Raw genomic sequence first — 14,298 nt, 5'->3', positions numbered from 1 at the left:
CGCACCGGTGCGGGCATCTCCCAGTGGCCCGCAGCCCACCCGCTGCGGGCCCTTTTTTTGGCCCGACCATGCGCCGTAGTATCCTCGCGCTTCCCTGATCGAGCCGCGCCTGGCGCGGCATTTGGAGAAGCGTGGCATGAAGGCGAACGGTTGGAAGCACTGGCTCGGTTGCGCACTGCTGGCGACGACGCTCGCCGCCTGCTCCAGCGGTCCGGTACGGCGCGTATCCGAGCCTGCTGCGCGTATCCAGCAGCTGACCGTCAACGCCGACGGCAGCTGGACCGCGCAGTTGCGGATCGAGAACTACAGCAGCATCCCGATGCGCTTCGACCGCGTCGAGCTCGCGCTGCAGGCCGGCGGCCACGACGCCGGCACCCTGCAGACCGACCCGGCGCTGGACATCGGCCCGGAATCCGCCGACGTGGTGGAGGTGCGGATGACGCCGTCCGCCGCCGCCAAGCTGGCCGCCGCCGATGCGCTGGCGGCAGCGCGCGCCCTGCCCTACCTGATCAACGGCACGGTCACCGCCACCCCCGAGGAGGCCCGCAAGTCGCGCCAGTTCGAGGTCGAGTACCGCAGCAGCCTGAATCCGGCGCCCGGCCTGCCCGGCGTACTGCGCTGAGCGCCGACGCCGACCGCCCCGACAATCACCCTAGGACGAAAGACCCGCAATGAGTGCATACAAAGCCCCGCTCGACGACATCCGCTTCGCCCTGTTCGACGTGCTGGACGCGGAAACCGCGTTCCAGCAGATGGGGTTCTCCGATGCGACCCGCGACATCCTCGACGCCGTGCTCGAGGAAGGCGCGCGCTTCTGCGAGACCGTGCTGGCGCCGCTGAACGCGGTCGGCGACCAGCAGGGCTGCACGTTCGACAAGGACAGCGGCCAGGTGACCACCCCGGCCGGGTTCAGCCAGGCCTACGCGCAGTACGTCGAGGGTGGCTGGCCGGGCCTGGTGTCGCCGACCGACTTCGGCGGCCAGGGCCTGCCGCATGCCGCCGGCGTGCCGATGAAGGAGATGATCGACGCCGCCAACCTGTCCTGGGGCAACTTCCCGCTGCTCTCGCACGGCGCCACCGAGGCGCTGCTGCAGCACGGTGAGGACTGGCAGAAGCAGGCCTTCCTCGGACCGCTGGTCGAGGGCCGCTGGACCGGCACGATGTGCCTGACCGAACCGCATTGCGGCACCGACCTGGGCCTGCTCAAGACCCGCGCCGAGCCGCAGGCCGACGGCAGCTACCGCATCACCGGCACCAAGATCTTCATCACCGCCGGCGAGCACGACATGACCGCGAACATCGTGCACCTGGTGCTGGCCCGCCTGCCCGACGCGCCTGCCGGCAGCAAGGGCATCTCGCTGTTCGTGGTGCCGAAGGTCAAGGTCGATCGCGAGGGCAACATGGGCGAGGCGAACGCGGTGCGCTGCGGCAGCCTCGAACACAAGATGGGCATCCACGGCTCGGCGACCTGCGTGATGAACTTCGACGGCGCCGAGGGCTACCTGGTCGGGCAGCCGAACAAGGGCCTGATGGGCATGTTCACCATGATGAACACCGCCCGCCTCGCGGTCGGTCTGCAGGGCCTGGGCCTGTCCGACCGCGCGTTGCAGAACGCCCTGCGCTACTCGCGCGAGCGCCTGCAGATGCGCGCGCTCAGCGGCGCGAAGTTCCCCGACAAGGCCGCCGATCCGATCATCGTCCACCCCGACGTGCGGCGCATGCTGCTGACCTGCAAGGCGCTGGTCGAGGGCGGCCGGGTGATGGGCTACCACGGCGCGCTGCTGGTCGACGAGGCCCATCACGGCGCCGACGAGGCCGCGCGCAAGCGCGCCGACGAGCTGGTCGGCTTCATGACCCCGATCGTCAAGGCCTGCCTGACCGAATGGGGCGTGGAGTGCACCTACAACGCCCTGCAGTGTTTCGGCGGCCACGGCTACATCGCCGAGCACGGCATGGAGCAGCTGGCCCGCGACGCCCGCATCACCACCCTGTACGAGGGCACCACCGGCATCCAGGCGCTGGACCTGCTCGGCCGCAAGGTCATGCAGCTGCAGGGCGCGGGACTGAAGGTGATGCTGGAGATGATCGCCGGGTTCTGCGAGGCGCATGCCGACGATGCGGCGCTGGCGCCGTTCGTCGCCGAGCTGATGCAGAAGGCCGCGCAATGGCAGCAGCTGACGCTGTCGATCGGCAAGCGCGCCGCCGCCAACCCCGACGAGGTCGGCGCCGCCGCCTACGACTACCTGATGTACTCCGGCTACGTCGCCCTGGCCTACTGGTGGGCGCGCAGCGTCGCCGCGGCCGAGGCCTCCTCGCAGCCGCAGGCGTTCAAGGACGACAAGCGCGAGACCGCCCGCTTCTACTTCGCGCGGATCCTGCCGCGGACGGCCGCCCACGCCAGCGCGATCGAAAGCGGCCTCGCCGGGCTGCCGGACCTGCCGCTGGAGTAAGCGGATGGAGGTGACCGCGACGACCGGAATACCCGGCTGGATCCTGGTCGCGGCCGCGATCGTGGTGGTGCTGAACCTGGTGGCGACCGCGCGGATCCTGCGCGCGGCCGCCTTCTCGCCGTCGCAACAGCTGGTGCAATTGATGCTGACCTGGCTGGTCCCGGTGATGGGTGCGGCCGTCTGCCTCGCCTTCGCCCACTCGCAGGCGATCGGCGACGCACGCGAACACCAGCGCCTGGATCCGTATTACGGCGATGGATCGGCCATTGGCGGCGACAGCGGCGACGGCGGATCCGTCTTCGGCGATGGCGGCTGCGGCGGCGACTTCGGCGGCGGCTGCGGCGGCGGTGACTGACCACGTCGCCGACGGCACGGTACGGATCCGGCCGGCGACGAGTGCCGATCGCGATTTCATCCTCGGCTTCGCCGAAAGCTTCAGCGCCTTCCCGCTGCCGGCCGGGCGCCGCCGCGAGACCGTCGACGCCGGCGTGCGCGCCGACATCAGCCGTCACCTGGACGAACGCCCTCAGGGCTCGCATTTCTTCGTCCTCGAACACGACGGCACAGCGGCCGGCTTCATCCATCTGCTGCTGGGCACCGACTTCTTCGGCGGCGCGCCGACCTGCCATGTCTCCGACCTGGCGGTGCTGCCGGCCCACGAGGGGCGCGGCCATGCCCGTCGCATGCTCGATCACGCCGAACGCTTCGCCCGCGAGTACGCCTGTACCCGGCTGACCCTGTCGGTGTTTCCGGGCAACGCGCGGGCGCGGCGGTTGTACGAGGCGGTCGGCTACGCGGACGACCTGCTGCGGATGAGCAAGCCGCTCGACGGCGCCGACTGAGCCCCCGGCATCGGCAACTTTGCCGCGATGCCTACACAAAACGTAAACAAAGGCGTATAAGCTGGTTTCCCGATGGAGACCGATAGAGCGCCATTACGCTTGATCCTCGGGGGAGCATCCGGTCCGGCACCTCGCCGCGACCCGGACAGCCCAGCGCCCCATGCGGGCGGCATTGCCCTCCGCTCCACCGCCACCGGCCCACGCCCGGTCCCGCGCAACGCGATCGAACGCCTGAACTCGGTGCGGCTGCTGTCGCTCGACGCCTGCGGCCGCGTCCTGGACTGGATGAGCTGGCAGGACGCCGCCTGCCTGTACGCCCGCGACGCGGTCGCCTGGACCCTGGGCGAGCCCTGCCTGCGCGTGCACGGCGGCACCAGCCGGCTGACCGGCGAGCAGAGCGTGCTCGACCTGCCGCCGATCATCGCCGCGCGCGGCCACGCCCGCGCCAGCGCGCTGGACCCGACCCCGGCCCTGACCAACGCCGCCCTGTTCGCGCGCGACAGCTACCTGTGCCTGTACTGCGGCCAGCACTTCAGCCGCCCGCACCTGACCCGCGACCACGTGCAGCCGGTCTCCAAGGGTGGCCGCGACATCTGGGAGAACGTGGTCAGCGCCTGCTTCAGCTGCAACTCGCGCAAGGGCAACCGCACGCCCCAGCAGGCGCACATGCCGCTGCTGGCCGTGCCCTACCGGCCGAGCTGGGTCGAACACCTGATCCTGTCCAACCGCAACATCCTGGCCGACCAGATGACCTTCCTGCGCAGCCAGTTGCCGAAGAACACCCGCCTGGTCACCTGAGCCCGTCGTCCACGCGCGACCGCACCCGCAGCGACCGGGGCGAGCGCCCCCGCCACGCCCGGAAATGGACCCTCAGCGTCCCAATTTGCCGCTGGTGGGCGCACCGCGACCCCGGCTTTGGACGGATTGCCTGAAAGCGGCCGCGATCCGTTGACGCGAACGACAGGCTTGGCAACACTCGCGTGTTATCGCGAGACCCGCATGCAAACGGACTGGACGATGTCTCTGACCCTGGGCTTGACCGGAATGGACCCGGACACCGAATCGGCGCTCACCGCCGCCTTCAACGCTGCCAACGCCCGCCTCGGCAAGCCGTGGCAGCTGCTGTCCGAGCAGGATGCCGGTTACGTCATCGTCGACATGGACAGCATGTACGGCCCGATGAGCTGGTTGCGGCTGCATGCGGCGCAGAAGCAGGTCGTCGGCCTGACCACCGCATCGCGCACCCAGACCGATTTCCGCCTCGAGCGTCCGTTCGACGCCGACAGCGTCGCCACCCTGCTCGGCGAGCTGGCCGGCGCCGCCGGCGTGCCGCTCGACACCAGCGCTCTGGCCAGCGTGGCCACACCGGCCCGCGAACCGGCACCGGCGGCGGCCAAGGCGGCGCCGGCACCGCCCGCACCGGCGACCGCCCCTGCTCCGGCTCCAACCCCTGCTTCGGCCCCGGTCGCGCCTGTCGCCAAGCCGGCAGCTCCGGCCGTGGCGCAGCCGGCCACGCCTTCACCGGCGCCGGCCAGGCCGGCCGCCACGACGCCATCGGCCCCGACCGCGCCGGTCCCCTCGCCCGCCGCGGGCACGGGCACGGCCGCCGCCGGCGCGACCGGCCTGGCCCAATGGCTGGATGGGAACCGGCTCAAGGGCCGGGTCCGGTTCGAGCGTGGCGGCCAGCGGATCCTGATCGATGCCAACACCCGCCTGTACGTCGGCCCCACCGCGCTCAAGCCGCTGGCACCGCTGTTCGAGGGCGGCGTGCTGGGCGGCGACTTCACTCCGGTCGACGACACCACCTGGGCGGCCGAGGCCAACAAGGCCGAACCGCAGCCGTTGCTGCGCCTGGTCTGGCTGGGCGGCCTGCTGGCCGGCAAGGGCCGGATCGCCGAGGGCTACGATGCCGCCGGCCGCTTCCAGATGCTGAAATGGCCGCAGACCGAGCGCGAATACCCCAAGCACTTCCGCATCTCGACGGTGATGATGAAGGGGCCGGCGACCCTGGCCGAGATCGCCGCCGCCAGCGGCGTGCCCGAGGCCGATGTCGCCGACTTCATCAACGCCAACCTCGCTACCGGTTTCGCCGAGGAATACCGCGAACCGGAGCCCGACACCGAACCGCAGAAGTCGGGCCTGTTCGGCCGCCTGCGCGGGCGCTGAGCGTCCCGCAAGCCTGTGGGAGCGGCGTAAGCCGCGATGATGCTTTCGCGGGAAGGCCCATCGCGGCTTACGCCGCTCCTACGAAGAGCGTTCGCCTGCCTCATCCCCCTGAGTCAGGGGGCGATTCGTGCCGCGGGCACGAATGGGGGGCGGGAAGCATGCCCGTGGGGCCCAGGGTTTGCGCAGCAAACTTTGGGGGATATCCGGGCGGGCTTGGATATGCCTCCACCCACCACGGCTTGCCCCCCTCGTTTGCGCGCAGGACAATGACGGATGCGCCGCGTTTCCGCGGCGAGGCTGCCCGTCCCGATGATCGATCCGCAACGCTACCCCCGCCTTTCCCGTATCGCCGTCCCCGCCGATCTGCGCCAGTTCCCGGAAGATGAGCTGCCCGCCATCGCCGAGGAGTTGCGCGCCTATCTGATCGAGCAGGTCGCGCGGGTCGGCGGGCACTTCGGCGCGGGCCTGGGCGTGATCGAGCTGACCGTGGCCCTGCACTGGCTGTACGAGACCCCGTCCGACCGGCTGGTCTGGGACGTCGGCCACCAGTGCTACCCGCACAAGATCCTCACCGGCCGCCGCGACAGCATCCACACCGTCAAGCAGAAGGACGGCGTCGCACCGTTTCCCAAGCGCGAGGAGTCCGAGTACGACACCTTCGGCGTCGGCCACTCCTCGACCTCGATCTCGGCCGCGCTGGGCATGGCGGTCGCGCTGCAGCGCGGCGGCGACGAACGCCGGGTGGTGGCGGTGATCGGCGACGGCGCGATCACCGGCGGCATGGCGTTCGAGGCGCTGGCCCACGCCGGCGGCATGGGCGCGGAGCCCGGCAGCGAGGAGCCGAACCTGCTGGTGATCCTCAACGACAACCAGATGTCGATCTCGGAGAACGTCGGCGGCGTCACCCGCATGCTCGGCCGCCTGACCGGCAGCCGCACGCTCAACGCCCTGCGCGAGGGCGGCAAGAAGCTGCTCGGCGACAAGCACGGCGCGCCGGCGCGCTTCGTGCGCCGCTGGGAAGAGCACTGGAAGGGCATGTTCGTGCCGTCCACCTTCTTCGAGGAGCTCGGCTTCCACTACACCGGTCCGATCGACGGTCACGACCTGCCGGCGCTGCTGGGCGCGCTGAAGACGCTCAAGACCCTGAAGGGACCGCAGCTGCTGCACATCATCACCACCAAGGGCAAGGGCTACGAGCTGGCCGAGGGCGACCAGATCGGTTATCACGCGGTCGGCCCGTTCGATCCCGCCCAGGGCATGGTCAAGAAGGCGGCGGCGAAGAAGCCGACCTACACCGACGTGTTCGGCGACTGGCTGTGCGACATGGCCGCCGCCGACCCCGGGCTGATGGGCATCACCCCGGCGATGCGCGAGGGCTCGGGCCTGGTGCGCTTCAGCAGGGAGTACCCCGAGCGCTACTTCGACGTCGCCATCGCCGAACAACACGCGGTCACCCTGGCCGCGGGCATGGCCTGCGAAGGCGCCAGGCCCGTCGTCGCGATCTACTCGACCTTCCTGCAGCGCGGCTACGACCAGTTGGTCCACGATGTCGCGATCCAGAACCTCGACGTGCTGTTCGCGATCGACCGCGGCGGCGTGGTCGGTCCCGACGGCGCGACCCATGCCGGCAACCTCGACCTGAGCTATCTGCGCTGCGTGCCGAACATGCTGGTGATGGCCCCGGCGGACGAGAACGAGTGCCGGCTGATGCTGTCGACCGGCCACCGCCATGCCGGCCCGGCCGCGGTCCGCTACCCGCGCGGCACCGGTCCCGGGGTCGCGATCCAGCCCGGCCTGGACACGCTGCCGATCGGCAAGGCGCAGTTGCGCCGTCGCGGCGGCCCCATCGCCCTGCTGGCCTTCGGCGCGGTGGTCGCCGCCGCCGAGGAGGTCGCCGCGTCGCTGGGCCTGACCCTGGTCAACATGCGCTTCGTCAAGCCGCTCGACCGCGCCCTGATCCTGGAGCTGGCGAACGACCACGCCGGCTTCGTCACCCTCGAGGACAATGTCGTCGCCGGCGGAGCCGGTTCCGGCGTGGCCGAACTGCTGGCCGCCGAGGGCATCACCCTGCCGATCCTGCATCTGGGCCTGCCGGATGCGTTCCAGCACCATGCCAGCCGCGAGGAGCTGCTCGCCGAGGCCGGTCTCGACGCCGAGGGTATCCGTCGCGCCCTGCTGGCGCGCTGGCCCGAACTGGCCCTGCCGCCGGCGCAGACCGCGTCGCGCTGAGCGACCGGCGATGCATGGACTGAACACGCCTTGACCCCGACGCACAGGGAGACGCGGTGAGCTGGGGCGAACGTTTCATCGCGTTCGACGCCCCGACCGTGATGGCGGTGGGGGTGGCCTGGTTCACCCTGCTCTACGCCCTCACCGGCGGCATCGCCGCACTGTTGTGGCAGCGCCTGCTGCCGTCCCTGGGCTACGGTCGCCGGCTCGACCCGCGCCCGCTGCCCGCGGGCCAGCTGCGCCGCGAACTGTGGGCGTCGGCGTCGTCGATCCTGGTGTTCGGGCTCGGACTGGTCGTGCCCTGGGGCCTGTTGCGCCTGGGTTGGGCGCGGCTCGCGGTCGAACCGTCGCCGTGGCAGATCGCGATCGAGATCGTGGTGCTGTTCCTGTGGAACGAGCTGCACTTCTACCTCAACCACCGCTTGCTGCACACGCGGCCGCTGCGTCGCTTCCACGCGATGCACCATCGCTCGCACGTGCCCACGCCCTGGTCGACCTACGCCTTCCACCCGGTCGAGGCGGCGATGCTGGGCAGCGTGCCGCTGCTGCCGATGCTGGCGCACGACTTCAGCTTCGCCGCGCTGATGACGCTGCCGGTGCTCAGCATCGTGCTCAACAACCTCGGCCACGGCAACTACGAGGCCAGCGCCGATGCGCCCGCACGCGGCTGGCGCGCGGCCAGCCGACGCCATCATCTGCATCACGCCTGCTACCACGGCAACTACGGCTTCCTGCTCGACGTGTTCGACCGCCTCGCCGGCAGCACGATCCCGCTGAACGCCGCCGATGCCCGCATCACGGCGGCGAAATCGAAGCAGGAGGCGCGATGAGCCTGCGCCCGCTCGGCGCGCTGCGCGACCGCAGCGACCTGCAAAGTCTGGGCTACCTGGTGGCGCAGGCGCTGTTGATGGGCCTGCAGTGGTTGCATGGCTTCGCCTGGCCGGCCTGGCTGGCGTCGCTGTTCCTCGCGGTCGGCATCAGCGTGATCCATCACAACCACGCGCACCTGCCGATGTGGACGCGGCGCGGCCTCAACCGCGCCACCGATCTGGCGATCACCCTGCTGCAGGGACATCCGACCTGCGTCTTCCATCCGACCCACCGCCTCAACCACCATCGCCACCGGCATGGCGGGGACGATGCGATGCGGACCTGGCGTTTTGGCGACCACAACCATCTGGCCGGATGGGCCATGCACCCGCTGCAGGCATCGGTGGCGGTCTACCCGCTGGTGATCCGCTGGCTGGGCCGGGTCCGGCGCCTGCACCCCGGGGCCTGGCGCTGGTACGCGCTGCAATACCTGCTGTGGCTGGCGAGTTGGGGCGTGCTGCTGGCGATCGATCCGGCACGCGCCCTGCTGCTGGTGATCGTGCCGCAGCTGTTCGGCCTGCACTGGCTGCTGGCCGCGAACTACCTCCAGCACGCGCACGCCGACGACCGCAGCCGGTTCGGCTACGCGCGCAACTTCGAGGGCCTGCTCAACCCGCTGCTGTTCAACATCGGCCTGCATACCGCCCATCACGAGCACGGGCGGGCGCACTGGTCGAGCCTGCCCGCGCTGCACCGCCGCTATCGCGCCCGCATCGATCCGCGTCTGCTCGAAGCCGGCCTCGCACGCTACGTGCTGCGCGTATTCATGCTGGCGCCGCTGATGCCGGCGCTGCGCTCCCGGTCGCTGCGTGCGACCGCCGCCTTCAATCACAAGGACCGTTGATGCCCACCGTCTTCAACCGCACCTGGATCCACGGCACCGGCCGCTTCCTGCCCGGTCCGGCCATCGACAACGAGGCGATGGACGCCTACGTCGCTCCCCTGAACCGGATATCCGGCCGGATCAAGCGGCGCATCCTCGCCGAGAACGGCATCCTTGCCCGTCACTACGCGATCGACCGCGAGGGCCGCACCGTGCACAGCTGCGCGGCGATGGCGGCCGCGGCGATCGGCGACTGTCTGGGCGCGACCGGCACGTCGCTGCGGGACGTCGGCCTGCTGGCCTGCGGCAGCTCCGGCGGCGATGCGCTGATGCCCGGTTTCGCCAGCATGGTGCACGGCGAGCTGGCCGCGCCGCCGATGCAGGTGCTGACCGCGCATGGCATCTGTGCGTCCGGCGTCGCCGCCTGGGAGGGCGCGGCGTCGGCAGTGGAGCTGGGCGCGCATGCGCACGCGCTGGTCGCCGCCGCGGAAATGCCGTCGCGGCTGTTCAAGCGCTCGCGCTACGCCGCGCGCGACTACGACGCCGACTTCGACGCGCACTTCCTGCGCTGGATGCTGTCCGACGGCGCCGGCGCCCTGCAGCTGGCCGCGGCGCCGCCGCGCGAAGGCATCCGCCTGCGCCTGCGCTTCATCCACCAGCGTTCGTTCGCCGGCGACTATCCGGTCTGCATGCAACTGGGCCTGACGCCCGACCGCGGCCGTTCGCACCTGGACTACGACGCCTGGGGCGACGCCGAGGCCGACGGCGCGCTGTTCCTGCGCCAGGACATCCGCCTGCTGCCGCACCTGTTCGACGTCGGCGTGCACGAATACGCCCGGCTGTGCCACGACGGCTGGATCGACCCGGCCCAGGTCGATCACTTCCTCTGCCACTACTCGTCGGAACGTTTCGCGCCGGTCGTCGACGAGCTGATGGCCAAGGCCGGGCTGTCGATCCCGCGCGAGCGCTGGTACAGCAACCTGACCCGTCGCGGCAACACCGGCGCGGCGTCGATCTTCGTGATGCTGGACGAGTTCCTGCGTACCCGCGCGCCGCGTCCGGGCGAGCGGATCCTGTGCTTCATCCCCGAGTCGGGCCGCTTCACCGTCGCCTTCGTGATGATCGAGGTCGAGGCCGCCGATGCCGCCGTCGACACCGCGACTCCGGCGCCGGTTGCGGAAGCCGTCGCCGACGACACGATCGCGCCGCCGCACGACCCCGCCGACGCGCCCGCCGCGCTGCGTCACCTGCTCGGCGAACTGGCGACGATCTGGCACGGCTACCGCTCGCGGGTGTGGCGCACGCCGATGATCCGCGCACTTCGCGAGGGCCGCTTCGACCGCGCCGACTACCAGGCCTGGATGCGCGACTGGATCCCGCAGGTCCGCGAGGGCAGCCGCTGGATGCGCGAGGGCGCGGCCTCGGTGCAGGCGCCGTACCAGGCGCTGCAGGCCCTGATCGAAACCCATGCCGGCGACGAACAGGACGACTACATGATCCTGTTCGACGACTACCGGCGCGCCGGCGGCGAGGTCGGCGACATCGACGCGTTGCGCCGCAACCCCGGCGGCGAGGCGCTCAACAGCTACCTGCACGCGCTGGCGGCGACGCCGAATCCGCTCGGCCTGCTCGGTGCGATCTACGTCATCGAGGGCACCGGCCAGCGCATCATTCCGGCCCTGCTGCCGCTGATGAAGGCCGTGCTCGACCTGCCCGCGGACGCGTTCCGCTTCCTCGAATACCATGGCGAGAACGACCAGCACCATCTGGCCCGCTGGCTGCGCGCGGTCGAGATCGTGCTCGAGTACGACCACGACGGACGCGGCGCGCATGCGATCATCGATACCGCGCGGCGGACCGCCGAGCTCTACCTGATGCAGTTCGAACACTTACCGGCGGGACGAAGGCAGGAGCCACGATGAAGAAGGCCTCGCGGGATTTCCTCGACCAGGCGCACGATCCGCGCGATCCCAGCCCGTGGCTGGCGATGTACCTGGACCGCAGCACCCCGATCGACGAGGCGGTCAAGCACGCCTGGCTGGTCGACTCCAGCTCGGCCTCGCGCCAGTACCTGCTGCCGTTCGTCCGCCCGCTGGCGCGGACGATGATCGTGCTGATCCAGGTCCTGAAGGTGTTCGCCCCGCGCAAGCTGGCGTTCTCGCGCGCCCTGCACCGGCTGCTGGCCTGGGGCATGGAGAACTTCATCCGCCCGGAGGCCAACTGGCTGATCCTGCGCCATTTCCACATCGGCTCGCAGGTGCTGGCCTTCATCGCCCGCAACGCGCCGGTCGAGGTGAGCACCAATCCGCTGACCCCGGCGCGCATCAGCGACGTGCGCGAGGAGATGTTCCTCGTCCACGACCTGAACCTCTACAACTTCATCATCCGCCTCAACACCGCGCTGCAGCGCGAGGGCCGCGAGCTGGCCCATGTCGAGACGCCGGACCTGTCGATGATCGAACAGCCGCCGCTGCGGCTGGAGGACATGCCGCGGCGGCGGCGCAATTTCCTCGACCTGCAGAGCTCGATCGAGCTGTTCACCCCGATCTACCAGTTGCTGCTGACCGACAGCGACTTCTGGCGCGCGACCAATTCGCTGCAGTTGGACGAGACCATCGGCCTGTACGCGGCGACCCTCCTCGACGCCCGCGACCACCTGGTCCTGCTCAACAATCGCCACCCGCTGGTACCGATGTCGACCCTGCGCGCCGGCTTCCGCCTGACCCTGCACGGCCTGTCCACCGAGATGCTGCACGGCCTGCTGGTACGGATGGGCGCGGCCCGCGAAGCCGCGCCGACGGATCAGTCGGCGGCGGCCGGCGACGCCTCGCCGTAATCGCCCGCCATCGCCGGGGCCTCCTCCTCGTACTCGCCGGGCGCCTGGACGCTGTAGCCGCGCGCACGCAGCTCCGCGGCCAGCCCGTCGGAGGAGAGCAGCTCGCGCATCGGCAACAGGGCCAGGGTGACCGCGTTGTTGGACAGCGCCCGCTCGGCCTCGCCCAGCCACTGCGCATGCACCTGCGACGGCAGATCGCCGGCGCGGCTGCGCAGGGCCTGGATATTGCGCGCGGCATCGCGGCAGGCCTCGAACTGATCGGTATACGGCAGCGCCCGCAGGCCCTCGACATCGCCGACCGCCCAGGCATTGGCGCGATCGCGCATGAACGCCAGGTCGGTCTCGAGCCGGTCCAGGGTCCTGTCGAAGCAGGCCAGATCGTCGATCCGCCCCTGCTTGAACTCGGTGATCGCCTGCTTGGGGTCTTCGATCACCACCTCGACCCCGGGCTTGCTCAGGGTCACCCCATGCTCGCCGGCCAGTGCCTCGACCCGGTCGGAGACGCTGTCGTCGATCCGCAGGCCGGTGTCCTCGACCGCTTCCTCGTAGAGCTTCAGCGCCGCGAACATCGGCCGCCACGATTCGACCCCGCGATCGCGGCCGATATAGCGTTCCTTCAACACCTGCCAGCGGGCATAGTTGGCCGCCGGCACCAGTTCCCGCAGACGCTTGCCATCCGGGTTCTTGCGCGCACCGACCAGGCGCGGCGCCAGCGCCAGACCACGGAAGAAGCCGACATCGGCCTTGATCGACACGCTCGGCGCCAACATCACCTCCTGCGCCTGCGCAATCACCTGCTCGACATCGCGCGCCTCCCACTCCATCTTCTTTGGCAGCGGCGACAGTGTGCCGAGGACCCACAGCACGTGGCCGTCGCGACCGACCTTCCACAACCCGGGACCCGGCACCACGCCACTGACCACGATGGTGTCCAGATCGCGTACCGGTTCCGGCGCCGCGGGCGCTTCGACGCCGGACCGGGCGGCAGCCGGACTCATCGGCGAGACGGCAAGCGCGGACAGCGCGGTGGCCAGGACCAATGGGGAGAGACGCGGGCTCATGCAAACTCCTTTGCCGGATATCGGGGACACCGTCGCCGTGGCCGATGCCATTGACGACAAGTCGCGACTACAGCAAAGCCGCCCACAAACGCAAACACCCGGAAGTCCGGGTGTCGATGGGCGGTTCAGCAAGGCTTTGGATTGGTCGGGGTGGCCGGATTCGAACCGACGACCACCTGTCCCCCAGACAGGTGCGCTACCAGGCTGCGCTACACCCCGAACTTGTCACGCTGCGACGGCGGTGCGTCGAGCGGGCGGCAAGTATACCTATTGCCCGCGGATCCCACCATGCCCCCGCTCCGATCACGTCGCGGGCCTGGCGTAGGAGCGGCGTAAGCCGCGATTGGGCTTTCCCGGGAGACGCGGTCGCGGCTTGCGCCGCTAGCGGCGCAGCAGCTGCAGGATCTCCTCCAGCTCCATCCGCACCTGCTTGATGATCTGCGCGCTGAGCACGGACTCTTCCTTGGCCGCGTCGCCTTCCAGACGCTGGCGCGCGCCGCCGATGGTGTAGCCCTGTTCGTACAGCAGCGCGCGGATCTGCCGCACCATCAGCACCTCGTGGCGCTGGTAGTAGCGGCGGTTGCCGCGGCGCTTGACCGGGTTGAGGCTCGGGAACTCGGTTTCCCAGTAACGCAGCACGTGCGGCTTGACGTCGCACAGTTCGCTGACCTCACCGATGGTGAAGTAGCGCTTCGCCGGGATCGGCGGCAGCTCGCGGTTACTGCCCGGGTCCAGCATAGGCCTCCACTCGCTCCTTCAGCTTCTGGCCCGGACGGAAGGTCACCACCGTACGTGCCGAAATCGGAATTTCCTCGCCGGTCTTGGGGTTGCGGCCCGGCCGCTGGTTCTTGCGGCGCAGATCGAAATTGCCGAAGCCCGACAGCTTCACCTGGCGTCCCTGTTCCAGCGCCTCGCGCAGGGCGTCGAAGAACGCATCGACGAACTCCTTCGCTTCGCGCTTGTTCAGGCCGACCTCGTCGAACAAGCGCTCGGCCATCTCAGCCTTGGTCAGTGCCATCTC

The 14,298-nt window shown here is 70.1% G+C and carries 14 protein-coding genes and 1 tRNA gene; 11 read left to right on the top strand and 4 right to left on the bottom strand.

Going from position 1 to position 14,298, the window contains the following annotated elements; translation table 11 throughout:
- Window positions 1-136 precede the first annotated feature (136 nt).
- The 11 genes from C9I47_RS05610 (at window position 137) to C9I47_RS05560 (ending at window position 12,216) form a co-directional block, all read left to right on the top strand.
- Window positions 137-622 (top strand): LEA type 2 family protein, encoded by a 486-nt coding sequence (locus C9I47_RS05610; RefSeq protein ID WP_111265879.1) that lies wholly within the window; start codon window positions 137-139, stop codon window positions 620-622.
- Between the two features lie 49 nt (window positions 623-671).
- Window positions 672-2,450 carry an acyl-CoA dehydrogenase C-terminal domain-containing protein gene (locus C9I47_RS05605; protein WP_111265878.1) on the top strand — a complete coding sequence of 593 codons (1,779 nt, stop codon included), beginning with the start codon at window positions 672-674 and terminating at the stop codon, window positions 2,448-2,450.
- A gap of 4 nt (window positions 2,451-2,454) precedes the next feature.
- Window positions 2,455-2,805: a hypothetical protein gene (locus C9I47_RS05600; protein ID WP_111265877.1), complete on the top strand. Its 351-nt coding sequence runs from the start codon at window positions 2,455-2,457 to the stop codon at window positions 2,803-2,805.
- On the top strand, window positions 2,798-3,292 hold the full coding sequence (locus C9I47_RS05595) for a GNAT family N-acetyltransferase (protein ID WP_223250292.1): 495 nt from the start codon (window positions 2,798-2,800) through the stop codon (window positions 3,290-3,292). Before C9I47_RS05600 ends, C9I47_RS05595 begins: the two co-directional genes overlap by 8 nt.
- Before the next feature lie 72 nt (window positions 3,293-3,364).
- Entirely contained in the window at window positions 3,365-4,090 is a 726-nt protein-coding gene (locus C9I47_RS05590) for an HNH endonuclease (RefSeq protein WP_111265875.1), read from the top strand.
- Window positions 4,091-4,309: 219 nt separating this feature from the next.
- Window positions 4,310-5,458 carry a hypothetical protein gene (locus C9I47_RS17690; protein ID WP_190238617.1) on the top strand — a complete coding sequence of 383 codons (1,149 nt, stop codon included), beginning with the start codon at window positions 4,310-4,312 and terminating at the stop codon, window positions 5,456-5,458.
- A gap of 309 nt (window positions 5,459-5,767) precedes the next feature.
- Window positions 5,768-7,687 (top strand): 1-deoxy-D-xylulose-5-phosphate synthase, encoded by a 1,920-nt coding sequence (gene dxs, locus C9I47_RS05580; RefSeq protein ID WP_111265874.1) that lies wholly within the window; start codon window positions 5,768-5,770, stop codon window positions 7,685-7,687.
- Window positions 7,688-7,743: 56 nt separating this feature from the next.
- Window positions 7,744-8,517 (top strand): sterol desaturase family protein, encoded by a 774-nt coding sequence (locus C9I47_RS05575; protein WP_223250291.1) that lies wholly within the window; start codon window positions 7,744-7,746, stop codon window positions 8,515-8,517.
- Complete coding sequence (locus C9I47_RS05570) at window positions 8,514-9,401, top strand: fatty acid desaturase (protein ID WP_111265873.1); 888 nt, start codon at window positions 8,514-8,516, stop codon at window positions 9,399-9,401. The genes C9I47_RS05575 and C9I47_RS05570 overlap by 4 nt, the downstream gene beginning before the upstream one ends.
- Window positions 9,401-11,302 (top strand): StlD/DarB family beta-ketosynthase, encoded by a 1,902-nt coding sequence (locus C9I47_RS05565; RefSeq protein ID WP_111265872.1) that lies wholly within the window; start codon window positions 9,401-9,403, stop codon window positions 11,300-11,302. The genes C9I47_RS05570 and C9I47_RS05565 overlap by 1 nt, the downstream gene beginning before the upstream one ends.
- A complete protein-coding gene (locus C9I47_RS05560) occupies window positions 11,299-12,216 on the top strand; it encodes a DUF6999 family protein (RefSeq protein ID WP_111265871.1) in 918 nt (305 codons plus the stop codon). The genes C9I47_RS05565 and C9I47_RS05560 overlap by 4 nt, the downstream gene beginning before the upstream one ends.
- Here the strand turns inward: C9I47_RS05560 and C9I47_RS05555 are convergent.
- The 4 genes from C9I47_RS05555 to C9I47_RS05540 form a co-directional block, all read right to left on the bottom strand.
- Window positions 12,183-13,277 carry a TraB/GumN family protein gene (locus tag C9I47_RS05555; protein ID WP_190238616.1) on the bottom strand — a complete coding sequence of 365 codons (1,095 nt, stop codon included), beginning with the start codon at window positions 13,275-13,277 and terminating at the stop codon, window positions 12,183-12,185. The two genes, C9I47_RS05560 and C9I47_RS05555, sit on opposite strands and share 34 nt — an antisense overlap.
- A 142-nt stretch (window positions 13,278-13,419) precedes the next feature.
- A tRNA-Pro gene (locus C9I47_RS05550) sits at window positions 13,420-13,496 on the bottom strand.
- Between the two features lie 162 nt (window positions 13,497-13,658).
- Window positions 13,659-14,015, bottom strand: a complete 357-nt coding sequence (locus tag C9I47_RS05545; RefSeq protein ID WP_111265869.1) for a MerR family transcriptional regulator — start codon at window positions 14,013-14,015, stop codon at window positions 13,659-13,661.
- Window positions 13,996-14,295 (bottom strand): integration host factor subunit alpha, encoded by a 300-nt coding sequence (locus C9I47_RS05540; RefSeq protein ID WP_111265868.1) that lies wholly within the window; start codon window positions 14,293-14,295, stop codon window positions 13,996-13,998. The genes C9I47_RS05545 and C9I47_RS05540 overlap by 20 nt, the downstream gene beginning before the upstream one ends.
- Window positions 14,296-14,298: the final 3 nt, after the last annotated feature.

This window comes from Marilutibacter maris (assembly GCF_003233695.1).
GTDB classification, from domain to species: Bacteria; Pseudomonadota; Gammaproteobacteria; order Xanthomonadales; family Xanthomonadaceae; genus Marilutibacter; species Marilutibacter maris.
This window is presented reverse-complemented; position numbering and strand designations above follow the sequence as displayed.

Coding starts and splice junctions, on each gene's coding strand:
- C9I47_RS05610 (WP_111265879.1), top strand. CDS start 137: ATGAAGGCGAACGGTTGGAAGCACTGGCTCGGTTGCGCACTGCTGGCG.
- C9I47_RS05605 (WP_111265878.1), top strand. CDS start 672: ATGAGTGCATACAAAGCCCCGCTCGACGACATCCGCTTCGCCCTGTTC.
- C9I47_RS05600 (WP_111265877.1), top strand. CDS start 2,455: ATGGAGGTGACCGCGACGACCGGAATACCCGGCTGGATCCTGGTCGCG.
- C9I47_RS05590 (WP_111265875.1), top strand. CDS start 3,365: ATGGAGACCGATAGAGCGCCATTACGCTTGATCCTCGGGGGAGCATCC.
- C9I47_RS17690 (WP_190238617.1), top strand. CDS start 4,310: ATGTCTCTGACCCTGGGCTTGACCGGAATGGACCCGGACACCGAATCG.
- dxs (WP_111265874.1), top strand. CDS start 5,768: ATGATCGATCCGCAACGCTACCCCCGCCTTTCCCGTATCGCCGTCCCC.
- C9I47_RS05570 (WP_111265873.1), top strand. CDS start 8,514: ATGAGCCTGCGCCCGCTCGGCGCGCTGCGCGACCGCAGCGACCTGCAA.
- C9I47_RS05565 (WP_111265872.1), top strand. CDS start 9,401: ATGCCCACCGTCTTCAACCGCACCTGGATCCACGGCACCGGCCGCTTC.
- C9I47_RS05560 (WP_111265871.1), top strand. CDS start 11,299: ATGAAGAAGGCCTCGCGGGATTTCCTCGACCAGGCGCACGATCCGCGC.
- C9I47_RS05555 (WP_190238616.1), bottom strand. CDS start 13,277: ATGAGCCCGCGTCTCTCCCCATTGGTCCTGGCCACCGCGCTGTCCGCG.
- C9I47_RS05545 (WP_111265869.1), bottom strand. CDS start 14,015: ATGCTGGACCCGGGCAGTAACCGCGAGCTGCCGCCGATCCCGGCGAAG.
- C9I47_RS05540 (WP_111265868.1), bottom strand. CDS start 14,295: ATGGCACTGACCAAGGCTGAGATGGCCGAGCGCTTGTTCGACGAGGTC.